At 63.5% G+C, this 20378-nt stretch carries 24 protein-coding genes; 15 read left to right on the top strand and 9 right to left on the bottom strand.

Going from position 1 to position 20378, the window contains the following annotated elements:
* Window positions 1-192: 192 nt before the first annotated feature.
* From ACR65N_RS12960 to ACR65N_RS12930, 7 genes are all read left to right on the top strand, one after another.
* Window positions 193-624 carry a hypothetical protein gene (locus ACR65N_RS12960; protein ID WP_430304316.1) on the top strand — a complete coding sequence of 144 codons (432 nt, stop codon included), beginning with the start codon at window positions 193-195 and terminating at the stop codon, window positions 622-624.
* 200 nt (window positions 625-824) lie between these two features.
* Window positions 825-1289: a FliM/FliN family flagellar motor switch protein gene (locus ACR65N_RS12955; RefSeq protein WP_440457359.1), complete on the top strand. Its 465-nt coding sequence runs from the start codon at window positions 825-827 to the stop codon at window positions 1287-1289.
* Window positions 1290-1536: 247 nt separating this feature from the next.
* On the top strand, window positions 1537-1872 hold the full coding sequence (locus ACR65N_RS12950) for a DUF2325 domain-containing protein (RefSeq protein ID WP_440457760.1): 336 nt from the start codon (window positions 1537-1539) through the stop codon (window positions 1870-1872).
* Window positions 1865-2107, top strand: a complete 243-nt coding sequence (locus tag ACR65N_RS12945) for a hypothetical protein (RefSeq protein ID WP_440457358.1) — start codon at window positions 1865-1867, stop codon at window positions 2105-2107. The genes ACR65N_RS12950 and ACR65N_RS12945 overlap by 8 nt, the downstream gene beginning before the upstream one ends.
* A 151-nt stretch (window positions 2108-2258) precedes the next feature.
* Window positions 2259-2597, top strand: coding sequence for a hypothetical protein (locus tag ACR65N_RS12940; protein WP_440457357.1), 339 nt, complete (start codon window positions 2259-2261; stop codon window positions 2595-2597).
* Window positions 2598-2673: 76 nt separating this feature from the next.
* Window positions 2674-4221, top strand: coding sequence for a cryptochrome/photolyase family protein (locus tag ACR65N_RS12935; RefSeq protein WP_440457356.1), 1548 nt, complete (start codon window positions 2674-2676; stop codon window positions 4219-4221).
* A 44-nt stretch (window positions 4222-4265) separates the two neighbouring features.
* Window positions 4266-4970, top strand: coding sequence for an SDR family NAD(P)-dependent oxidoreductase (locus ACR65N_RS12930; RefSeq protein ID WP_440457355.1), 705 nt, complete (start codon window positions 4266-4268; stop codon window positions 4968-4970).
* Between the two features lie 3 nt (window positions 4971-4973).
* On the opposite strand, the gene ACR65N_RS12925 is transcribed toward ACR65N_RS12930, so the two are convergent.
* The 3 genes from ACR65N_RS12925 to ACR65N_RS12915 are packed head-to-tail and all read right to left on the bottom strand — an operon-like array spanning window position 4974 to window position 6552.
* Entirely contained in the window at window positions 4974-5399 is a 426-nt protein-coding gene (locus ACR65N_RS12925) for a DUF3429 domain-containing protein (RefSeq protein WP_440457354.1), read from the bottom strand.
* Window positions 5396-6394: an NAD(P)/FAD-dependent oxidoreductase gene (locus tag ACR65N_RS12920; RefSeq protein ID WP_440457353.1), complete on the bottom strand. Its 999-nt coding sequence runs from the start codon at window positions 6392-6394 to the stop codon at window positions 5396-5398. The genes ACR65N_RS12925 and ACR65N_RS12920 overlap by 4 nt, the downstream gene beginning before the upstream one ends.
* The gene (locus ACR65N_RS12915; RefSeq protein WP_440457352.1) at window positions 6391-6552 is read right to left on the bottom strand and encodes a DUF2256 domain-containing protein; all 162 of its coding nucleotides are present in this window, start codon (window positions 6550-6552) and stop codon (window positions 6391-6393) included. Before ACR65N_RS12915 ends, ACR65N_RS12920 begins: the two co-directional genes overlap by 4 nt.
* 193 nt (window positions 6553-6745) lie before the next feature.
* Between ACR65N_RS12915 and ACR65N_RS12910 the strand changes: the two genes are divergently transcribed.
* The 6 genes from ACR65N_RS12910 (at window position 6746) to paoC (ending at window position 14895) form a co-directional block, all read left to right on the top strand.
* Window positions 6746-8491, top strand: coding sequence for a flagellin N-terminal helical domain-containing protein (locus tag ACR65N_RS12910; RefSeq protein WP_440457351.1), 1746 nt, complete (start codon window positions 6746-6748; stop codon window positions 8489-8491).
* 196 nt (window positions 8492-8687) lie between these two features.
* Entirely contained in the window at window positions 8688-10331 is a 1644-nt protein-coding gene (locus ACR65N_RS12905; protein WP_440457350.1) for a Na+/H+ antiporter, read from the top strand.
* A gap of 140 nt (window positions 10332-10471) precedes the next feature.
* Window positions 10472-10867, top strand: coding sequence for a (R)-mandelonitrile lyase (locus tag ACR65N_RS12900; RefSeq protein ID WP_430304304.1), 396 nt, complete (start codon window positions 10472-10474; stop codon window positions 10865-10867).
* Window positions 10868-11107: 240 nt separating this feature from the next.
* Window positions 11108-11746: an aldehyde dehydrogenase iron-sulfur subunit PaoA gene (gene paoA, locus ACR65N_RS12895; RefSeq protein WP_440457759.1), complete on the top strand. Its 639-nt coding sequence runs from the start codon at window positions 11108-11110 to the stop codon at window positions 11744-11746.
* Complete coding sequence (locus ACR65N_RS12890; protein WP_440457349.1) at window positions 11743-12693, top strand: FAD binding domain-containing protein; 951 nt, start codon at window positions 11743-11745, stop codon at window positions 12691-12693. The genes paoA and ACR65N_RS12890 overlap by 4 nt, the downstream gene beginning before the upstream one ends.
* 3 nt (window positions 12694-12696) lie before the next feature.
* Complete coding sequence (gene paoC / locus ACR65N_RS12885) at window positions 12697-14895, top strand: aldehyde oxidoreductase molybdenum-binding subunit PaoC (protein ID WP_440457348.1); 2199 nt, start codon at window positions 12697-12699, stop codon at window positions 14893-14895.
* A 76-nt stretch (window positions 14896-14971) separates the two neighbouring features.
* Here the strand turns inward: paoC and ACR65N_RS12880 are convergent, their stop codons facing one another.
* Window positions 14972-16087, bottom strand: a complete 1116-nt coding sequence (locus tag ACR65N_RS12880; RefSeq protein WP_440457347.1) for a metallophosphoesterase — start codon at window positions 16085-16087, stop codon at window positions 14972-14974.
* 261 nt (window positions 16088-16348) lie between these two features.
* Between ACR65N_RS12880 and ACR65N_RS12875 the strand changes: the two genes are divergently transcribed.
* Window positions 16349-16519 (top strand): hypothetical protein, encoded by a 171-nt coding sequence (locus tag ACR65N_RS12875; protein ID WP_440457346.1) that lies wholly within the window; start codon window positions 16349-16351, stop codon window positions 16517-16519.
* Window positions 16520-16593: 74 nt separating this feature from the next.
* On the opposite strand, the gene ACR65N_RS12870 is transcribed toward ACR65N_RS12875, so the two are convergent.
* From ACR65N_RS12870 to ACR65N_RS12860, 3 genes are all read right to left on the bottom strand, one after another.
* The gene (locus ACR65N_RS12870) at window positions 16594-16836 is read right to left on the bottom strand and encodes a hypothetical protein (protein WP_440457345.1); all 243 of its coding nucleotides are present in this window, start codon (window positions 16834-16836) and stop codon (window positions 16594-16596) included.
* Between the two features lie 130 nt (window positions 16837-16966).
* Window positions 16967-17314 carry a DUF3140 domain-containing protein gene (locus ACR65N_RS12865; RefSeq protein ID WP_430304296.1) on the bottom strand — a complete coding sequence of 116 codons (348 nt, stop codon included), beginning with the start codon at window positions 17312-17314 and terminating at the stop codon, window positions 16967-16969.
* Window positions 17311-17778 carry a pyridoxamine 5'-phosphate oxidase family protein gene (locus ACR65N_RS12860; RefSeq protein WP_440457344.1) on the bottom strand — a complete coding sequence of 156 codons (468 nt, stop codon included), beginning with the start codon at window positions 17776-17778 and terminating at the stop codon, window positions 17311-17313. The genes ACR65N_RS12865 and ACR65N_RS12860 overlap by 4 nt, the downstream gene beginning before the upstream one ends.
* 209 nt (window positions 17779-17987) lie before the next feature.
* Between ACR65N_RS12860 and ACR65N_RS12855 the strand changes: the two genes are divergently transcribed.
* Window positions 17988-18890 carry a DMT family transporter gene (locus ACR65N_RS12855; protein ID WP_440457343.1) on the top strand — a complete coding sequence of 301 codons (903 nt, stop codon included), beginning with the start codon at window positions 17988-17990 and terminating at the stop codon, window positions 18888-18890.
* A gap of 42 nt (window positions 18891-18932) precedes the next feature.
* Here the strand turns inward: ACR65N_RS12855 and ACR65N_RS12850 are convergent, their stop codons facing one another.
* Window positions 18933-19562, bottom strand: coding sequence for a hypothetical protein (locus ACR65N_RS12850; RefSeq protein ID WP_440457758.1), 630 nt, complete (start codon window positions 19560-19562; stop codon window positions 18933-18935).
* 239 nt (window positions 19563-19801) lie between these two features.
* Window positions 19802-20378, bottom strand: a 577-nt coding sequence (locus tag ACR65N_RS12845; protein WP_440457342.1) for a hypothetical protein, incomplete at its 5' end; no start/stop codon positions are given.

Raw genomic sequence — 20378 nt, 5'->3', positions numbered from 1 at the left:
GCAACTGACAGAGCGTAACACGCGCCGAATATTTATCAATCGGTAAAAAACGCCTGCGGCACACGCCGGCATGCGCCTTTCTTCTGCGCCACCCGGTCAGCCGACTACGTACAATTTGAAGTATTGCCGCCCTCCAGGGGTCGGGCTATATGCTTAACAATTGGTAAATTCCTTATATCTCGAGTAGCTTAGATGACGTCGACGCAGAAGCCTCGCAACTATCTGTCGCAGTATTATGCCGGTATCGATCGGCAGGAAGCGCCGTTCCGCAAGGTCAATCTCGTCGCGCGCGCGGTCTATTCGGTGGCGGGGGTCAAAACCTTCTCGGTCATGCAGGTCCGTATCGTCGGGCTGTCAGACACCGGCGCCATCATCCAGTCGAGCATGCTCGACTACCTGTCCGATCATTTTTACCTCTGCCTCGGCGACCGCGAGATCTTCATCACCTGCGCCAAGCGCAACGAGGTGAAGGGCGACATGGTCGTGGCGTTCGCGCAGCGGGAGAAGCCGGATTTCATCGCCGCCCTGGCGCGCATCACGTTTCCGCTCACCACGCTGAAGCGCCTGCGTGGTGCCTGCGGGCCGGTGATCGAGGGCCGAATCACGCGTCGGCACGACAACTGACGCGATCGGAGGGCGCTGCGGCCTGCGCGGCGAGGGACGGGTTGGCCGTCCGTGTGCCGGAATTTGCCAGCGGCGGCGCTGGTGAAGCCCGCGATTGTGGATCTTAACGCAGCGTTAATACTAACCGACAACGAACATCCCCCGGCTGCCCAAACGGTCCTATTACCTCAGTATTGTCAACTGCACGACGAGGTGGACCCATGAACGGGCATGACGACAGTTTCCCGATGATCGACGGCGAAGGCGACACGGCGGTGCTGCTGCCGCAGGCGCAGCCCGGAGAGCCGTTTGCGGCGCCGCTTCTGGAGCCGGCGGACCTCATCGAGCCGGCGCCTGTTCTGGACGCCGCGCCGATCCGCGAGCTTCGCCAGGGCGAGGATGCCCTTGCCAGCCGGCTGGTCACGGAGCCGCCGCGCCAGCATGCAAGGCCCGGCACGCTTCAGGATATCCCTGTCGACGTGCAGGCGGTGCTCGGCCGCACGAAGATCTCCATCTCGGAACTGATGGCGGCACAGCAGGGGCACTGCTTCCTGCTCGACCGCAAGTTCGGGGAAGCGGTGGAGTTGCAGATCAACGGCCAGGTGATCGGCTATGGCGAGATCGTCTCCGACGACTATCACAACCTCATCGGCATCAAGCTTATTTCGGTCGGTCCGACGGAGTAGGTGCTGGGGGCAGAGCCAGGTCGCAAAATGAGGTTTCAGTGCTTGAGATCCAGCCCATTAAGCGACCGAATTTAATATGAGTATCGCAATCAAGTTTTAACTTTACTCCTTTTGTCATGTTATCTATGTTCCTCCCGACCGCTCCCGAGGGGGCATGACTCGGACAAAGGGATGACGAGCCGTGGCAAAGAAGGACAAGCGCAAGGCCGACAGCCGGCAGCGTACGGCTGCACAGCCTGTAACGAAGGTGGCCGAGGCCGTCAGCGTCAAGAGCTTCCTCTATGTCGGCGGGCGCGATTGCCAGGTGGCCCATCTGCGGCAGATCGCCAGCAATTTCGGCGCCGAGCTCATCCACCACGATGGCGGCCTGCGCGAGGCGGTATCGCGCATCGATACGGTTTTGCCGTCCGTCGACTGCGTCTTCTGCCCCATCGACTGTATCAGCCATGATGCGTGTCTGCGCGTGAAGACAGGTTGCAAGAAGTTCGGCAAGACGTTCATTCCCTTGCGCAACGGGTCGAAATCCAGCCTTGAGCGGGCACTGCAGACGATGAGCGACCGGAGGGCCGGTATCAATGGATGACGATAGACGCGATCCTTCGCTGCTGATCGGACTGCACAAGCTGGCGCAGCACAACGGCGATGGCCTGGTTCCGGAACTCTACGAGCTGTTGAACCGCCGGCCGGACGAATTGCCCGAAGGTGAGGGCATCGTCCGCTTCCCGATCGGCCGCACCCGTCCGCCGACCGTCGAGCCTCTTCGGCAGGCGGAGGGCAACGGCGCGACGATCCTGCCGCTGCGTCGCTCAGGACGCTGATCGCTGATCCAGTTGCCCACCCGTCCGCCCCGCGTTCGGGCCGACCCTCCCGGTCCGGCACCGTAGCTTGCCTGTGGACAGCCGATCCCGTTCATCCAATCTGAACCTCTCTCTGCCTACAACCGGGGTCGTAGTCAGCGGAGACATGACCATGCGGCGAATACTCGCGCTTCTATTTCTGGCGGGTATCGCCACGCCATCCATCGCCCAGCAGACCCCGGAGGCAGCCCTGGCCGATTTCGCCGCCTATTCGCTGCTGCTCGTTGCCAACGACAACTGTGCGGATCTGCATCTCGATCCGGCCAAGCTGAAGCTCGGCCTGGACAGCGCCGCCGACACCATGGGCTGGCTGGAATACCAGCGGCGCGAAGAAGCTGCGGCGCGCGTGGCCACCCATACGCAGCAGTTGCGCAGCGATCCGACTGCCTTCTGCGCGTCGGCGAACACTGCAATGAAGGCATATGAAGAGACCGGCATCCGCTATCGCTGACGCGATCTTGTAATCCACCGCGCGCCATCCGCCGTAGGAAACGGGCAAACCTCGTTTCGCATCAATCGGCAGCGCCATGACCCCCATCCGTCACCTCATCCTGATCCTCGGCGACCAGCTGTCCACCGGCATCAGCAGCCTTGCCGACGCCGATCCGGCGCAGGATGTCGTGCTGATGTGCGAGGTGATGGCGGAAGCCACCTATGTGCGCCACCACAAGCAGAAGATCGCCTTCATCTTCTCGGCCATGCGTCACTTCGCCGAGGAGCTCCGGGAGAAGGGCTTTCGCGTCCGCTACACGCGGCTCGACGACGGAGACAACGCCGGTTCGTTCGGCGCCGAAGTTCTGCGCGCGGTCGCGGATGTGGCACCGCAAACGATCGTCGTGACAGAGCCCGGCGAATGGCGGGTCCTCGACGACATGAAGCACTGGCAGGCGGAATTGCGCTGCCCGGTCGAGATCCGCCCCGACAGCCGTTTCCTCTGTTCGCACGCGACGTTCCGGCAATGGGCGGCCGGCCGGCGCGATTTCACCATGGAGTTCTTCTACCGCGAGATGCGCAGGCGCACCGGTCTGCTGATGGAAGGCGACGCGCCGATCGGTGGACGCTGGAATTTCGACAGCGAGAACCGCAATCCGGCACGGCCGGATCTTTTCCGCCCGCAGCGAAAGCGGTTCCCGCCCGACGCCATCAGCCGCGAGGTCATCGCGCTCGTCGCGGAACGGTTCGAAGGGCATATCGGCCGGCTCGACCGCTTCGGCTTTGCCGTCACGCGGGCGCAGGCGGAGGAAGTGCAGGATGCCTTCATCGCAGACTACCTGCCGCATTTCGGCGAGACGCAGGACGCCATGCTGGCTGCCGATCCGTTCCTCAACCACGCGCTCCTGTCGTTCTACATCAATATCGGCTTTCTCGATCCGCTGGCCGTCTGCCGGGCGGCGGAGCGCGAATATCTTGAGGGCCGCGCGCCGATCGCCGCCGTCGAAGGCTTCATCCGGCAGATCATCGGCTGGCGCGAATATGTGCGCGGCGTCTACTGGCTGAAGATGCCGGGTTATGTGGAGAGCAATTTCTTCGGCAACACGCGTGGCTTGCCCGGCTTCTACTGGACCGGCGAGACGGACATGCGCTGTCTGGCGACCGTGATCGGCGAGACGATCGAGCATGCCTATGCGCATCACATCCAGCGACTGATGGTGACCGGCAACTTCGCGCTGCTCGCCGGCGTCGATCCGTATGCGGTGCATGAATGGTACCTGGAGGTCTATGCCGATGCCTACGAGTGGGTCGAGGCACCGAACGTCATCGGCATGAGCCAGTTTGCCGATGGCGGGCTCCTCGGATCCAAGCCGTATGCCGCAAGCGGCAACTACATCTCGAAAATGTCCGACTACTGCGAGACGTGCCGCTACGACGTGCGCAAGAAGACCGGCGAGGATGCCTGCCCGTTCAACGCACTCTACTGGGATTTCCTTGATCGCAACGGCGCGGCTCTGTCGGGTAACCGTCGCCTGGCGCAGCCCTATGCCACGTGGCAGCGGATGAGTGACCAGAAGCGCCACGAGTACCGCGCCTCGGCGCAGGGTTTCCTCAAGCGGCTCGATGCCGGCGAGCGCGTCTGACCAGACCGGAAGCCTAGAGCACAAAGCACAGGAAGGAGCCTGCCATGACCGATCCTATCCTCACTTCGCTGCCTGCCGGATATCGGGCGCTGGTGATTGGCGCGAGCGGCGGCATAGGCCAAGTACTGGTTTCGGTGCTGGAGGAGGACGGAAATTGTGCAGAGGTGGTTGGCTTGTCGCGCCGCAGGGACGGGCTGGACATCACCTCAGACACCAGCGTCGCTGCCGCCGCCGACAGGCTTTCGGGCGAGTTTCATCTGATCCTCTGCGCCACCGGCGGGTTGACGATCGACGGCGTAGGGCCGGAAAAATCGCTGAAGCAGGTGAGTGGCGAGGCGATGATGAAGCAATTCGCGCTCAACGCGGTCGGACCGGCGCTGGTGATCAAGCACTTCGCGCCGATGCTGGCGCGGCGGGAGCGGGCGCTGATGGCGTTTCTGTCGGCGCGCGTCGGTTCGATCGGCGACAACCGGCTGGGCGGATGGATCTCCTACCGAGCCTCGAAGGCTGCCCTCAACCAGATCGTCCGGACCGCCTCGATCGAGCTTGCCCGGACGCATCCGCTTGCCATCCTTGTGCCGCTGCATCCCGGCACCGTCGCAACCTCCCTGTCAGAGGCATATGCCGGCAGTCACCCGCGTACCAGTCCGCCGGAGAGTGCCCGGCAGATGCTCGGCGTACTCGACGGCCTCAGCCCCTCGGACAGTGGCTGCTTCTTCGCCTATGATGGAACACCCATCGTCTGGTGAAGGTCAGCCTATGACGATCCGCGTCAGGAAGAACACGCAGACGATCGCCGTGACGCGCATGCGCATCCGCCAGTACCACGGCTTTTCCGCGTGTAGCGGAGCCCGACTGCCTTCCATCGCCAGAAGCGCCAGGAACAGCACGAGCTCGACGATGAGCGTCACCCGGCCGGCCGGAAAGGCGAGGCAGGCACAGCAAGCGAGCGCCACGAAATTGCTCATCACCAGCAGCTTCGCGTCGGGCTCCGTGTCGCGCTGGACCATGCCCCACAGCGTGCCGGCCATGAAGGTGGCGATGATCGCCCCGTAGGCGGCAAACAGCGGCATCGTTTCGTCGCCGACCACCGGCAGGTCCGGCAGCAGAAACAGGGCAAACGGAATTGTGCCTGCGTAGGTAAGGGTCTGGGTCAGGGTACGCGTACTGGTGGTCATCGTCTCTCGCTCGAGATGTCTGTGCGCAGACGCTCGCCCAGTTCCAAGCCGCTCAGGAACGCCGCCTCGACCCGGTTGCCGATACACCAGTCGCCACAGGCAGCGATGCGGCGGTCGGTGTCGATCAGGAACGGACGGCCGAGCGGCTCTGCAACATTGGCAAAGCGCCAGCGGTGAAGCTCGAGGGAAACCGCCTTGTCGGGATTCAGTTGCGGAAAAAGCTGCCGAAAGCTGGAGAAAATCAGCTGTTTGACGATCTCCGGTGGATCTTGCAGATGATCTTCAGACCAGCGGTTGTCGGCGTGCACGACGAGGCAAGTTTCCGGGTCGCGGCCGGGCTTCGTGTTGTTTGCGGCGATCCACGAGATCACCGGATGATCCACCCGGCTGGCTGCCGGTACGGGGACGGCCTCCGTGCCGAGCCGGATCATCAGCGTGAAGCAGCCGTTCATCCGCACGCCGGCGACTGCCTCGCGGTCGGTGTCCGCGAGCGGCAACAGGTCGAACGTTTGTGGGGCGGGAGCCGCCGACACCACCCAGTCGAATGGCCCCAGTCGTCCGCTATCGGTCTCCAGATGCCAGCGGCCCGGATCACCCGTAAGCGACAGCACACGCACGCCGAGGCGCAGGTCGAGGCTCTGTGTCATCGCCTTGGCAATCGCCGTCATCGTCGGAACACCGACGAAACGCGGCGCGCGGTCGGCCAACTGCGCCACCATACCCGTTTCGTCGATGCTCGACAGCGGCACGTTCCACGCCTCGATGACCCCGGCATCGAGCAGGGGATGCATGGCGGCATGGAAACGCGCGTCGCGGATGGTGAAATACTGGGCGCCGTGATCGAAGGCAGCGCCGTCGCTGCGCCGGGTGGCCATGCGTCCGCCGACGCCGCGGCTTTTCTCGATCACCGTGACAGCGGCGATGCCGAGCAGTCGATCGGCGGCCGACAGACCGGCAATGCCGGCTCCGATGATGGCGATGCGCGGTTCGGTCATCGGAGCTCCTTCGAATGCTCGCCCTTGACGCGACAGCGGTCCGAGCAGAATTTCACCGCCTGCCAGTCGCGCTTCCATTTGCGGCGCCAGGCAAATGGCCGTCCGCAACAGTGACAGGTTTTCGTCGGCAACTGGCTCTTCGGTAGGTGCTTCGGCATTCGGTTCACGATTGTCTGTCGCACTCGCTACGCTCCGGTCTGCGAGCCGGATCAGACAAAGTGACCGCACGTCTATCTTATTTTCCTAAAATTCCATATCCGCGTTAGGACTGTGTTAACCAAGTCTGATCCAAATAGTCGCGTTGTTTTCGCTTATGAAAAGCGCTTCACCCCCGACATCTTGGACATGGCCATGACCAGTCTTCTCACGAACGCTGGCGCAATTTCTGCGCTCAGCACGCTGCGCAGCATTACGCGTTCCGCCGATCAGACACAGGCGCAGGTCGCCAGCGGCTACCGTATTGCCGACGCTGCGGACAATGCTGCCTACTGGTCCATCGCGACGACGATGCGCTCCGATCACAAGGCCATCTCGGCCGTCGGAGACGCGCTCAACCTTGCCGATGCGACGGTCGCCGTCGCCTACGAGGGCATGAGTGCGACCATCGACATTCTTGCGGACTTCAAGGCGAAGCTCGTGGCATCGGCCGAGCCCGGCGTCGACCGATCGAAGATCCAGAAGGAACTGGACCAGTTGAAGGACCAGGTTTCGGCCATCGCAAGTTCGGCAAGCTTTGCCGGGCAGAACTGGCTGAGCACCGAATTTCCCGACATCTACGACGACACCCAGGCAAAGACCTCGCTGGTGGCGTCGTTCACCCGGCAGCAGTCCGGTGTCTCGCTGGACAGGATGGACGTGCAGTTGTCGAAGCTTGCGCTGTTCAATTCGACCGGCGGCGGCATGCTGCAGGCGGATCCGCGTGATCCGAAGACGCTGGGCGGCATCCGCACGGAATACAACAACGGCAACAACCACCTGGTCCGCAGCACCTCGAACCTGCGGGCAGCGACGTATGCGTCGTTCGACTTCAACTTCAGCGGCCCCTTGTCGTTCAACGCCGGCGAGACGATCGCCTTCGACATCACGGTGGACGCCGACAATCCCGCGGACGGCCTGCCGGGCGCGCAAAATCCTGGCAAGACAACGGGTATCGTGATCGACCGCGCGCTGGTGGATACTGTGCTCGGCGTCGGTGCAAACGGTGTCATCAGCACCTATACCGATTACGCTCAGGTGCTGAACAGCATTCTCGGTTCGAGCGGATCGGGCGCCCGCGCGACCACCTACCGCGACTACCGGAACGATCCGATCATCGACCGGATCGGCATCTGGACGCAGCAGAACTCCGGTCTCGACGGGTCCTTCGTCGGTGTGACCAACATGACCAGCACCGTCAGCTCGGGCGGCCTCGGCAATTCCTCGGATTTCTCGCAGCGCGGCCAGGAGATAGCGCTCAATTTCACGCCCTTCCGGATCTTCGACGGCGTCGAGGTCAGCTTCAATTTCGGCGTCAACAATAGCCCGACCCAGGCCTACACGTTCAACAGCGACTTCGTGAACACGACGCTCGGCAAGACGGATGGCGGCATCGACACGTCCGGCGAGATGGAGACGCTGCTGCGCGCGCTGCTGTCCACCGACTGGCCCGACGTCAACATCGACGCCACCTCCGGCAGCACGATCATGATGGAAACCGACGTCAATGCCGACCGCAAATCCGGATCCGGCACCTATATCGGTTTCACCGGCATCTCGGTGAACATCGAGCCGATCCCCACCCTCAACTTCCTCGACATCGACATTGTCGCCAACCCGCAGCTGATCGAGACCTACATCAACTATGTCGACGTGGTGTCGGAACGCGCCATCGACGGTGCGGCTCTGCTCGGCTCGCTGCAGAGCCGGATCGGCATGCAGAGCGACTTCGCCGAGCGGCTGACGGACAGTCTGGAGCGCGGCATCGGCAAGCTGGTGGATTCCGACATGAACGAAGCCTCGACGCGGCTGAAGGCGCTGCAGACGCAGCAGCAGCTGGGTGTTCAGGCCTTGTCGATCGCCAATGCCGCCAACCAGAATATCCTGCAGCTGTTGCAGTAACGCTGCCGCCGACAGCCGGGCGAGAGCCGGGCGGGGAACAAACAGGCGGTGCGATGGCGGCGCGGCCCGGGACGGCTGCGACGCTCGCCGTCGCCGAGCGCTCGGTTTGGCTTGACGCTCAAGAGGCTGCCCCTAGGTTAGCGCCTGAGGGCAGTATCCTTGCCCTTCCAGACATCGAGCCGGGCGAGGGGAGAACATGGAGAGCATCACCATTGCTCTGGTCCTGCTGCTTGCGGTGGTCGTCAGCGGAACGCTGACGCGGCTTTCCCCCATCGCGATCCCGGTGCCGCTCGTGCAGATCGTGCTCGGCGCGGCAATTGCCGGCATCACGGGGTCGGGCGTCGAGCTCGATCCGGACATCTTCTTCCTGCTGTTTCTGCCGCCGCTGCTGTTTCTCGATGGCTGGCGCATTCCGAAGGAAGGCCTGTTCCGCGACAGGGCGACGATCCTCGAGCTGTCGCTGGGTCTGGTGGTGTTCACCGTCATCGGCATGGGTTTCTTCATCAACTGGATGATCCCGGCAATGCCGCTGACCGTCGCCTTCGCGCTGGCGGCGATCATTTCGCCGACCGATCCCATCGCCGTCTCGGCGATCGCCACCCGGGTGCCGATCCCGCGTCGGCTGATGCATATCCTGGAAGGTGAATCGCTTCTCAACGATGCGTCTGGCCTCGTCTGCATGCGCTTTGCCGTCGCCGCTGCGCTCACCGGATCCTTCTCGCTCACCTCGGCGCTCGGCACCTTCCTGTGGGTGGCATTCGGCGGCATCGCCATTGGTGCCGGCGTCACCTGGTGCACCGTCATCGCCAAGGAATACGTGTCGCGCAAGCTCGGCGAGGAGACGGGGTCGCAGATCCTGATCAGCCTGCTGATCCCGTTCGGCGCCTATCTGGTGGCCGAGCATCTGGACTGTTCGGGCATTCTTGCAGCGGTAGCGGCCGGCATCACCATGAGCTACGCCGAACAGCGCGGACACGCGCTCGGTGCGACCCGCGTGCGCCGCAGTGCCGTATGGGACACGCTGCAGTTCGCGCTGAACGGCATCATCTTCGTGCTGCTCGGCGAGCAGTTGCCGCGCATCATCACCGGTGCCGCACGCGTGGTCCAGGAGACGGGCCACCACCAGCCGATCTGGCTCATCGTCTACATCGTCGCCATCACCGTGGCGCTCGGCGTGCTGCGTTTCATCTGGGTCTGGGTGTCGCTGCGCTTCACCCTGCTGCGCGCCGTCTGGCGCGGCACGCCACGCACCCGGCCGCACTGGCGGCTGATCGCCGCAACCTCGGCCGCCGGCGTGCGCGGTGCGATCACGCTTGCCGGTGTGCTGACGCTGCCGCTGCTGCTGGACGACGGCTCGCCGTTCCCGGCCCGCGACCTGGCGATCCTGCTGGCAGCCGGCGTCATCGTCCTGTCGCTGATCGCCGCGAGCCTCGCCCTGCCGCCACTGCTGAAGGACCTCGAACTGCCGGCCGAGCCGCATCACGAGCGCGAGGAGGACAATGCCCGGATCGCCGCCGCACAGGCCGCCATCCAGGCAATCGAGAAGCTGCAACACGAACTGGGCGAGGGACGCAGCGACGTGGACATCTATGCCGATGCCGCTGCGCGGCTGATGGAACTCTATCGCCGCCGCATCGAGGGACGGTCCGGCAGCACGGAGAATGCCGAGCAGGTGCGCGCCGTCGAAGCGGTGGAGCGCCGTATGCGGCTGGCAGCGGTGAAGGCGGAGCGTGACACGGTCTTTGCGCTCGGCCGCGCGCGGCGGATTTCCGACGAGGTGTCGCGCAAGCTGGTTCGGGAGGTGGATCTTGCCGAAGCCCGGCTGAACGCTCTTCCCTGAGGCATGACGCGCCACGTCGGTAATCTTGGCCTTGCCACCTCACATTCCGCGCGTCGCGCGTTATCTCCTCCCCAGGCCACGCGTGCCGGTCGTCTGAAGGGCGGCCGCCGTCATGTTTCTGCCGATGAAAGGAAATTCTCATGGACATCACCCGCAACGGTTCGCAGCCCTCGGCCAAGGGCCCCTCCGACTGGTTCACCGGCACCGTGCGTGTCGATCCGCTGTTTGCCGCCAATGATGCACGTCGTGCGGCGGCCTCCACCGTCACCTTCGAGCCCGGCGCCCGCACCGCCTGGCACACGCATCCGCTCGGCCAGACGCTGATCGTCACGGCAGGCAAGGGGCTGGTGCAGCGCCACGGCGGTCCCATCGAGGAGATCAATCCCGGTGACGTGGTGTGGTTCGAGCCCGGCGAGAAGCACTGGCATGGCGCATCGCCAACCACGGCCATGACCCACATCGCCACTCACGAGCATGTGAACGGCAAGGTCGTCGACTGGATGGAGCAGGTTAGCGACGCAGAATATGCCGGCTGAGGCAGCCGCCATATTGCGTTTTTAAGCCACGAAAGCCTTCTAGGACAGGGCTTCCCGAGCATGGCCTGTCTAGGCCTGACATCATCGTCCGATGCCGTGCTTGACAGGTTCCCGCCGGCTCTGCGATGCCTGATTGTATGCTTGCCGGTCTGCCCTTCGGGCATTGCTGTTCTACTTCATGGATTGGAGCGCGCGAACCACTTTGCGCCGCCGATCCTTCCAGAAAGAAGTGGACCAGACATGCAAAGCCCGTTCGAGCTTGAAATCTCCCGGCGAGGGTTACTTATCTCTTCGGCCGCGACCGTCGCGGTCACCGGAGCCGCGCCAAGCCTCGCGGCAGCTCAGTCCGCAGGAACAGACATGGCCTTGACCAGCAAGTTATCCTTTACCGTCAACGGCGAAAGCCGAAGCATCGATATAGACAACCGCACCACGCTTCTCGATGCGCTGCGCGAGCATCTGCACCTGACCGGCACCAAGAAGGGCTGCGATCATGGCCAGTGCGGCGCCTGCACGGTGATGGTCGACGGACGGCGGATCAATTCCTGTCTGTCGCTGGCGCTGATGCACGAGGGCGACGAGATCACCACGATCGAAGGCCTTGGCGAACCGGGCAACCTGCACCCGATGCAGGCCGCCTTCGTCAAGCATGACGGCTTCCAGTGCGGCTACTGCACGCCGGGCCAGATCTGTTCCTCCATCGCCGTGATCGAGGAGATCAAGGCGAACATCCCGAGCCACGTCACCGGCGACCTCAATGCCGCCGCGCAGATGACGCCGACCGAGATCCGCGAACGGATGAGCGGCAACATCTGTCGATGCGGGGCGTACTCCAACATCGTCGATGCGATCGTCGAAGTTGCGGGAGGCAAAGCATGAGAGCCTTTACCTTCGAACGCGCCGCCTCCGTCGAAGCGGCTGCGAAATCCGCTGCTGCCAATCCGCAGGCCAAGTTCATCGCCGGCGGCACCAACCTGCTCGACCTGATGAAGCTGGAGATCGAAACGCCGACGCATCTGATCGACGTCAACGGCCTGGGGCTGGACACGATCGAGGCGACGCCGGACGGCGGGCTGCGGGTCGGGGCGCTGGTGCGCAACACCGAGCTTGCCGCCGACCAGCGGGTGCGCCGCGACTACGGACTGCTGTCGCGGGCGCTGCTGGCTGGCGCCTCCGGCCAGCTTCGCAACAAGGCGACGACCGCCGGCAACCTGCTGCAGCGGACGCGCTGTCCCTACTTCTACGACACCAACCAGCCGTGCAACAAGCGGACGCCGGGAAGCGGCTGTTCCGCCATCGGCGGCTATAGCCGCCAGCACGCCGTCATCGGTGTCAGTGATGCCTGCATCGCCACCCATCCGAGCGACATGGCGATCGCCATGCGGGCGCTCGATGCCGTGGTCGAGACGACGAAGGCCGACGGCACCACGCGCTCGATCCCGATCGCCGATTTCCATCGCCTGCCGGGCGAGACGCCGCATATCGAGACGGCGCTCGAACAGGGTGAGTTCATCACTGCGGTCGTCCTGCCGCCGCCGATCGGTGGCAAGCAGATCTATCGCAAGGTTCGCGACCGGGCATCCTACGCGTTCGCGCTGATCTCGGTGGCGGCGGTCATCCAGCCGGACGGCACGGGCCGTGTGGCCGTCGGCGGCGTCGCCCACAAGCCGTGGCGTGTCGAAGACGCCGACGCGCAGCTGAAGAGCGGTGCGCGGCCAAGCGCCCAGGCGCTTCTGTCGGGCGCCCGCCCGACCGAGCAGAACTCCTTCAAGGTCACGCTGGTCGAGCGCACGCTCGGCGCCGTGCTTGCCGAAGCAAAGGGTTGATCCATGCAGTTCGATACACCAGCGACCACCAACCCGATCGACCGCCTGAAGGTTGTCGGCCAGCCGATCCCGCGCATCGACGGGCAATTGAAGACCAGCGGCCGGGCGATGTACGCCTATGAATGGCACGATCCGAACATGCGCTACGCCTATGGCTATCCGCTGGGAGCGGCGATTGCCAAGGGCCGCATCACCGCCATGGACACGTCGGCGGCGAAGGCTGCCGATGGCGTGTTGGCCGTCGTCACGACGCTCGATGCCGGAAAGCGCGAAAAGGGCAAGTTCAACACCGCCAACCTGTTTGGCGGCGATGTCGTCCAGCATTACCACCAGGCGATCGCCGTGGTGGTGGCGGAAAGCTTCGAGCAGGCGCGTGCCGCCACCGCACTGATCAAGGTGACCTATGCCGAAGAGAAGGGCGTCTTCGATCTCGAAGCGGCCAAGGGCGATGCCGTCAAGCCGTCGGAAGACAGCGAGCCGGATTCCAGCCATGGCGATTTCGCCGGGGCGTTCGCCTCGGCTGAAGTCACCCTCGACGAAGCCTACACGACGCCCGACCAGAGCCATGCGATGATGGAGCCGCATGCGTCGATCGCCGCCTGGAACGGCGACGAGCTGACGCTCTGGACATCCAGCCAGATGATCGACTGGTGGCGGGGCGACCTTGCCACGACGCTCGGCATCGACAAGGAGAAGATCCACCTGATGTCGCCGTTCATCGGCGGCGGTTTTGGCGGCAAGCTGTTCCTGCGCGCCGATGCGGTGCTTGCCGCGCTCGGTGCCAAGGAAGTCGGTCGTCCGGTCAAGGTGGCGCTGCCGCGGCCGCTGATCATGAACAACACCACCCACCGTCCGGCAACTATCCAGCGCATCCGCATCGGTGCGGGACGTGACGGCAAGATCACCGCGATTGCCCACGAAAGCTGGTCCGGCGACCTGCCGGGCGGCGGACCGGAAACCGCCGTCATGCAGACGCGTCTGCTCTACGGCGGAGAGAACCGGATGACCGCCATGCGGCTTGCGACGCTCGACCTGCCGGAAGGCAATGCGATGCGGGCGCCCGGCGAAGCGCCGGGCCTGATGGCGCTGGAAATCGCCATCGACGAGATGGCCGAAAAGCTCGGCCTCGATCCGATCGGGTTCCGCATCCTCAACGACACGCAGGTGGATCCGGAAAACCCGGAGCGTCCGTTCTCGCACCGGGATCTGATCGGCTGCCTGAAGCTTGGGGCCGAGCGCTTCGGCTGGAGCGGGCGCACCACGCCCGGTGCCCGTCGCGAGGGCAACTGGCTGATCGGCACCGGCGTGGCGGCCGCCTTCCGCAACAACCTGCTGCTGCCCTCCGGTGCCCGTGTCCGGCTTGGCCAGGACGGCGTGGTAACGGTGGAGACCGACATGACCGATATCGGCACCGGCAGCTACACGATCATCGCCCAGACGGCGGCTGAGATGATGGGCCTGACGGTCGACAAGGTCGGCGTGCATCTCGGCGATTCGCGCTTTCCGGTGTCTGCCGGTTCAGGCGGCCAGTTCGGCGCCAACTGCTCGACGAGCGGCGTCTATGCGGCCTGCGTCAAGCTGCGCGAAGCGGTGGCACAGAAGCTCGGCTTCAATTCGGAGGATGTCACCTTCGAGAACGGCATGGTGCGCTCCGGCAATCGGTCGGTGCCGCTTTCCGAAGCTGCCGGTCCCGAAGGGCTGACCGGCGAGGACAAGGTGGAGTGGGGCGATCTTTCGAAGACCCACCAGCAATCGACCTTCGGCGCCCATTTCGTCGAGGTCGGCGTCGACGTTGCGACAGGCGAAAGCCGGATCCGGCGCATGCTGGCAGTCTGCGCGGCCGGTCGTATCCTCAACCCCATCACCGCCCGCAGCCAGGTGATCGGCGCGATGACCATGGGCGCCGGTGGCGCGCTGTCGGAGGAACTGGCGGTCGATACCCGCCGCGGCTTCTTCGTCAACCATGATCTGGCGGGCTACGAGGTGCCGGTGCACGCCGACATCCCGCACCAGGAAGTGATCTTCCTCGACGAGACCGATCCCTATTCGTCGCCGATGAAGGCCAAGGGCATCGGCGAGCTCGGCCTTTGCGGCGTCTCGGCCGCGATCGCCAACGCCATCTACAATGCGACGGGCATCCGCGTGCGGCACTATCCGATCACGCTCGACAAGATGATCGGCGAACTGCCCGACGTCGCCTGAGCGATGTCCACACACAACAACGGCGGCGGGACATCCATCCCGCCGCCGTTTGTCGTTCTTCCTGCCGCAAGAACCGTTACCCCTTGCGCAGGGTTATGACGGTCAGTTCCGACGGCCGGCCCAGCCGCAGCGCAAAGCCCGGCCACAGCGCCGTGCCGTTATTGACGTAGAGCGTCATGCCACCGACCTCGTAGCGGCCGGAGACGAAGCCGTTGTTGGCGCGGGCGACCAGACGGTCGAGACCGACGACCATGCCGCCATGCGTATGGCCCGACAGCTGCAGCGCGACGCCGGCCTCGGCCGACCGAGGTGCGAGCCTCGGCTGGTGTTCGAGCAGTATGACCGGCGCATCCTGTGGTGCACCTTCGAGGGCGGCTGCAAGATCCGGTGCCGGCGAGGGGCCGCCCAGTGCCGCAAGATCGGTGACGCCGGCGACCACCAGTTTATCCCCGCCGCGCTGGATCACGGCGTGGTCGTTCAGCAGCATCCGCATGCCGAGGCTCGCGTCATGCTGCATCCAGGTCTGATAATCGAAATAGTATTCGTGGTTGCCGGGGATTGCCAGGATCCCATCCGGAGCCCGCAACCCGGCCAGCGGCGCCACGTCGGCGCGCCGGTCCTGCAGGCTGCCGTCGATGAAATCGCCGGTCACGACCATCAGGTCGACCCCCAGCGCATTCGACCGCTGGACGAGCTCACGCGTCCAAGAGGCCGGAAACAGCCGGCTGATATGCAGGTCCGTCAGTTGCAGCAGGCGGTAGCCTTCGAAGGCTGGCGGCAGGTTGCGGATCGCGACCTCGATGTTCTTCACCGGCGGAACGCGTACCGCCTGGGCAACACCGTACGCGGAAAGACCGAGGGCGACGGCGCCCATGGCATAGCGCAGTTCCGGCGGCACGGCCGGGAAATGTCCGAGGATCGGCGTGACAACGACGGACACCACATCGAGCGCGATCTGGAATACCGCCAGCAGGATGAGCGTGGCCATCAGCAGGTTGAAGCCGATGACCAGCGGTCTTGGAAACTCCGGTGAGAAGACCGAGCCGGAGGAGAGCTTGTTGAACAGGTGATACTGGGATGCGACGAGGAGGAGGCCAGCGACCAGAAGCTTGACGGACCACAGCCAGGGCAGCGGCTGGATGAAACGCAGAAGGACGACCAGCCAGGGAAGCCCGAAGATCAGATGGAACATGAAATATGCCTGCTTGCTGCTGCACTGAAACTTGGAAGCGGTGCGCGGCGCCGCGCCGGGGCCGTTTTGTGGCCGGTGCCAGAAGTGGCCCCGCACCGAGCCTATTGCAAGTGGCCTCGAACCGAGCGGTCCGCCGTCGATGCGCCGATCGGACTTCTGTACGGTTTGCGTTGAAAGCAAATGGGTCGATCTGCCCTCTGCCACTGGAAACACCGGGGCCTCGCTCCTAACTTCTGGCGGAGACCACATACGGGGTGCGCCATGGCAGACATTTCCCTCGTCGAGCAGACAGAAGCCGAGATCGAGATCATTCCCCCGACGCCGTCACGCGGCACCGAGACGCGCATCTGCGCCTGCTGCGGAAAGCGCAAGGATTCCAACCAGTTCGATGAAGACTGTTGCGGGATCTGCGAGGAATGTCTCTACGCCTGAGGTGGGCAACAGCTGAGGTCGCGCGACCTGCCAGCCGTCGATCTGCCAGCCCTTAGCGGCTCACTGCCGCGCCGTCAGTTGAAGTCGCCGGTCGTGCCCGTCCTGAAGACAATCTCGGGATCGCCTTCCTCGCCGACCACCGGGTCGCCCTGCCGCTTCCAGACCAGAACCCCGGCATGGTCCTGCGCGAGCGCCTTCGCCTCGTCGATGGCTGCCGCTTCCGTATCGACCTGCCGTGGATCGAAGGCACGGATGGCCTGTTGGCGTTCGTCGAGGTCGAAGGCGACGAGGAAGACACTGGTAAACGATCCTGGCATTGCTGATCCGGAAGCTCCTTGTTGCATTCTTTCAGTGCGACATGCGGTCGATATTGCTGCGGTCGGGCGCACTTGCACGGCGCATATGCGGCTGCGAGGGCCAGCCACCCGGGTGGCCCAGGCGATGGCGTCAATCCTTCAGCGGATCATGGCCCCAGTTCATCAGGGAGTGCCGCCAGGTCGATCCTTCTCGATCTTCCTTCGGGCCGCCCTGTGCGAGATGGCGATGGACGTAGCCGACCACCTTTCGCATATGGGCATAATCGTCATCGGTGAGATCGGCTTTCGCCTTGTGCTTGATCTCGACGATGCGGCGGCCGGAATGATGGCCGATCGTCTCATCGGCTCCATCCTGCGTCCAACCGGCCGCCTTGCTCTCGTCGGTTGCCAGCCACCTGTCGAGGGCGGCCGGCGTCATGTTGACGGCATCGCCGAAATCCTTCCAGATCTTGTCCCGGTCGATGCCGTTGTCGCTCATACGGCGCCTCCGTCGGAGGCACTCGTGCCGCCAAGCGCGATCCGGCCGTTGTCCTCGCCGTCCCAATACTCGATGTTGCGCGCCGAGACCTTGATCAGAACGATGCCGGGCGTGTCGATGCCCTGCGGAAACCAGCGATCCAGGTCGCTCACCCAGTGTGCTTCAAACTGCGCCTTGTCGCGGATCACGCTGGCGTTTCCGTCGACGGCAATGAAGACCCCCGGCTTGCCGAGCAGGCTCGGCGGCGCGGTGAAGGTCAGCGAAACGACGCTTTCGCTTTCGATCTCGCGCACCTTGCGGGTGTCCTCGTAGGAGAAGAACCAGGAATCGCCGTCATACTCGACGTCGCCGTTGTTGCTCATCGGGCGGCTGTTGATTGTTGCCGATCCGCCGGCGGTGTTGAACATGCAGAAATCGATCTTGCCGAGTTGCTTCGACAACTCCTTCAAAGTCATGGTCGTCATCAATATCTCCTAAATCTCACAGGGTCAGAAACCGCGGAGGTTCGGACTTGGTTCCGATGAAACCTCCGGAGGCCGCCGCACGCGAAGCGTCAGGATGCTGGAGCAGGTGACGGGAGCCTGTCCGGTCGTCGGACCGAATTCGGTTGCCCTCCCGGCCGGTTGCGTTCAAGGAGTGGCTCCCCGCAACGCGCATCTCAGCATTCCATCCGATGAAAACGAATATTGACGACGGCCGGCCACTTCTCGGGATTGCCCTGGCATCGGCCGGCTATGCCTGCTTTGCGCTTCAGGACGCGATCGTGAAATGGCTGGTGGCGGATTACGAGGTGCCGCAGGTGCTCTTCATGCGCAGTCTGGTGATCGTCTTGATCACCGGTGCGCTCGCCAGGCATCTTCGTCATCCGTCGATCATGAAGAGCCGCTACCGGGGCACGGTGGTGCTGCGCGCCGGGCTGATGCTCGTTGCCTGGCTTCTGTTCTACAATGCCGCCAAGCATCTGGGTCTTGCCGAGTTGACGACGCTCTACTTCTCCGCGCCGCTCATGGTGGTGTTCCTGTCGATCCTGGTTCTCAAGGAGACCGTCGGCGCCGGACGGTGGATTGCCTGCATCGGCGGCTTTCTGGGCGTTCTGATCGCGGCCAATCCCGCCCACTCGCCGAACCTTTTGCCTGCAGCGATGTGCGTCATCGCCGGCTTCTGCTGGGCCTGGAGCACGATCCTCATCCGGCTGGTCAGCCGCAGCGAAACGACGTTGACGCAGATGTGGGCGACGAGCCTGCTGTTTGCGCTCGCCTGCGCAGTGTCGTTCCCCTGGCTGTGGAAGACACCGGACCTGACCGGGTGGGCGCTGATGATCTGCCTCGGTCTGGTCGCGACGATCGGCCAGTATCTGCTCTACGAAGGTTTTCGCTACGCGCCGGCGTCGGCTCTGGCACCCGTCGAATATACGGGGCTGATCTGGGCCTTCGTCTACGGCTATCTGATCTGGGCCGAAATTCCGGCAGCCAACGTCTTCGTCGGTGCAGCGCTGATTGTCGGCGCAAGCCTGGTGCTGGTCATCTGGGAAAAGCAAAAGCGGCCGGCTGGCGAGCGCGCCTCATCGACGCAGTGAGGTGAGGGCCGGCGCGCATGCGCCAGCATCGAGCCGCCGCCGTTACCGAAGAAGGCCGTCGACGTCGAACTCGTCCCACCCTTTGAGCCTGGTGGGAGCCTCGGTCGAAGTGTCCTTGCTCGCTATCTTTGGCTTGCGGGTCTTCTTCAGCGACCGGGTCAGCTTTGCCTGGTAGGCGGCTTTCAGCCTCTTCTCCGCTTTGGCCTCGGCGTCCTCGACCCGCCATTCGTCGACCGCACCCCGGTCGAGAAGGTCTTCGACCGCTCTGGGATCGTAGACATGGAAGGTGATCTGCCGGGCGCGGCCGTTCAGCCGCACGGTTCGCGTCCCGGCGCTTTGAAGGCGGCCGTCCGCAAGCCATCGATGCCGTTCGCTTGTCTTGATGGTCAGGATGTCCTCGATCTCGCGCGGAATCACCGGCAGGCTCGGCGCCTCCTCCACCGCCTTTGCGACGATGGCCTCGGCTGCCTTGAACGCCGACTTGTCGCTCGCCGGCATCGCAAGCGTCAGGTCGCTGCCTTCCAGGATGATCGACTTCTTCAAAGCCGACGGAAGCCGTGCCTGTATCTCCTGAAGAATACCCTTTGCGCGCACGAAGGACCCGAGCGTCGCCGCCGGCGAGAGCGTCCATGTCCGCAGGAGTTCTACTTCATTTTTCTGGTGTTTCGGCATCACGCACAGGTGGGTTCAGCGGCCGCCAGAGTCAACGAAGGAGCGCTATGATGGGAAAGGATATGTCGCCGCTCGATCAGCAGCATCAGAGGACCGGCAATGTGGCGCACCCGACAGGATTCGAACCTGTGACCTTTGGAATCGGAATTGGGAGAAAAGGGTTGTAAATGTTTGCAATTATTGGATTCTGAAAAGACATGTGCTGGGTCTGTGCTTGGGCATAATCCCTACGCGGCACATCAGCCTCCGATCGACGCTAGAAAATTTGTTGCATGTGCGATTGCTTCGAAGAGTACTGGAGCAAGTCCTGTGGCCTTTACTACAACGACCGGTGCAGCAAGAGCTAAGGTGACATCTACGAACTTAGTAGTTCTCTCTCCGACCCAAAGAGCAACTTTCAGGCCGAACTTCATCAGGCTCTTAACCGCGGCACTAGTTTCAGGATCGTGTTTGAGCCCTTCGCTTACATCCTTCTCTAGATCGTCGATATCCCTACGTGCTTGCCGAAAATCCTCGCGGGTCAGACCGTCGGTTGTTAAAGTCGTCGGCGGCTCATTGTGGCCGACACCCAAAATTTCTCTTTCCAGATCATCGATATGCTTACGCAGGGCAGCTAAGAACTGGAGAGGATTTTCAGGAGGCAAAGAAAGGGCATAAGATTCGCCTTTTTCGCCTTCTGCGCGAATTGCTTCAAAGTTGAGGTTGTTTCGAAGTAGATCTTCGATTTTGCGATATACGTTGTTGATTTCCACTGAGAGCTGACCCGGCGTTTCCACCGAGAATTGACCCGCCTTTAGGTATCGTTCGTGTTGTTGG

It is taken from the genome of Rhizobium sp. SAFR-030 (assembly GCF_059415005.1).
The sequence above is the reverse complement of the archived record's forward strand: the minus strand, read 5'-3'. Positions and strand labels throughout refer to the sequence as shown.

Coding starts and splice junctions, on each gene's coding strand:
- ACR65N_RS12850 (WP_440457758.1), bottom strand. CDS start 19,562: ATGCCGAAACACCAGAAAAATGAAGTAGAACTCCTGCGGACATGGACG.
- ACR65N_RS12860 (WP_440457344.1), bottom strand. CDS start 17,778: ATGACGACCATGACTTTGAAGGAGTTGTCGAAGCAACTCGGCAAGATC.
- ACR65N_RS12910 (WP_440457351.1), top strand. CDS start 6,746: ATGACCAGTCTTCTCACGAACGCTGGCGCAATTTCTGCGCTCAGCACG.
- ACR65N_RS12890 (WP_440457349.1), top strand. CDS start 11,743: ATGAGAGCCTTTACCTTCGAACGCGCCGCCTCCGTCGAAGCGGCTGCG.
- ACR65N_RS12940 (WP_440457357.1), top strand. CDS start 2,259: ATGCGGCGAATACTCGCGCTTCTATTTCTGGCGGGTATCGCCACGCCA.
- ACR65N_RS12855 (WP_440457343.1), top strand. CDS start 17,988: ATGAAAACGAATATTGACGACGGCCGGCCACTTCTCGGGATTGCCCTG.
- ACR65N_RS12935 (WP_440457356.1), top strand. CDS start 2,674: ATGACCCCCATCCGTCACCTCATCCTGATCCTCGGCGACCAGCTGTCC.
- ACR65N_RS12930 (WP_440457355.1), top strand. CDS start 4,266: ATGACCGATCCTATCCTCACTTCGCTGCCTGCCGGATATCGGGCGCTG.
- ACR65N_RS12920 (WP_440457353.1), bottom strand. CDS start 6,394: ATGACCGAACCGCGCATCGCCATCATCGGAGCCGGCATTGCCGGTCTG.
- ACR65N_RS12865 (WP_430304296.1), bottom strand. CDS start 17,314: ATGAGCGACAACGGCATCGACCGGGACAAGATCTGGAAGGATTTCGGC.
- ACR65N_RS12945 (WP_440457358.1), top strand. CDS start 1,865: ATGGATGACGATAGACGCGATCCTTCGCTGCTGATCGGACTGCACAAG.
- ACR65N_RS12925 (WP_440457354.1), bottom strand. CDS start 5,399: ATGACCACCAGTACGCGTACCCTGACCCAGACCCTTACCTACGCAGGC.
- ACR65N_RS12905 (WP_440457350.1), top strand. CDS start 8,688: ATGGAGAGCATCACCATTGCTCTGGTCCTGCTGCTTGCGGTGGTCGTC.
- ACR65N_RS12880 (WP_440457347.1), bottom strand. CDS start 16,087: ATGTTCCATCTGATCTTCGGGCTTCCCTGGCTGGTCGTCCTTCTGCGT.
- ACR65N_RS12870 (WP_440457345.1), bottom strand. CDS start 16,836: ATGCCAGGATCGTTTACCAGTGTCTTCCTCGTCGCCTTCGACCTCGAC.
- paoC (WP_440457348.1), top strand. CDS start 12,697: ATGCAGTTCGATACACCAGCGACCACCAACCCGATCGACCGCCTGAAG.
- ACR65N_RS12915 (WP_440457352.1), bottom strand. CDS start 6,552: ATGCCGAAGCACCTACCGAAGAGCCAGTTGCCGACGAAAACCTGTCAC.
- ACR65N_RS12875 (WP_440457346.1), top strand. CDS start 16,349: ATGGCAGACATTTCCCTCGTCGAGCAGACAGAAGCCGAGATCGAGATC.
- ACR65N_RS12955 (WP_440457359.1), top strand. CDS start 825: ATGAACGGGCATGACGACAGTTTCCCGATGATCGACGGCGAAGGCGAC.
- ACR65N_RS12960 (WP_430304316.1), top strand. CDS start 193: ATGACGTCGACGCAGAAGCCTCGCAACTATCTGTCGCAGTATTATGCC.
- ACR65N_RS12900 (WP_430304304.1), top strand. CDS start 10,472: ATGGACATCACCCGCAACGGTTCGCAGCCCTCGGCCAAGGGCCCCTCC.
- paoA (WP_440457759.1), top strand. CDS start 11,108: ATGCAAAGCCCGTTCGAGCTTGAAATCTCCCGGCGAGGGTTACTTATC.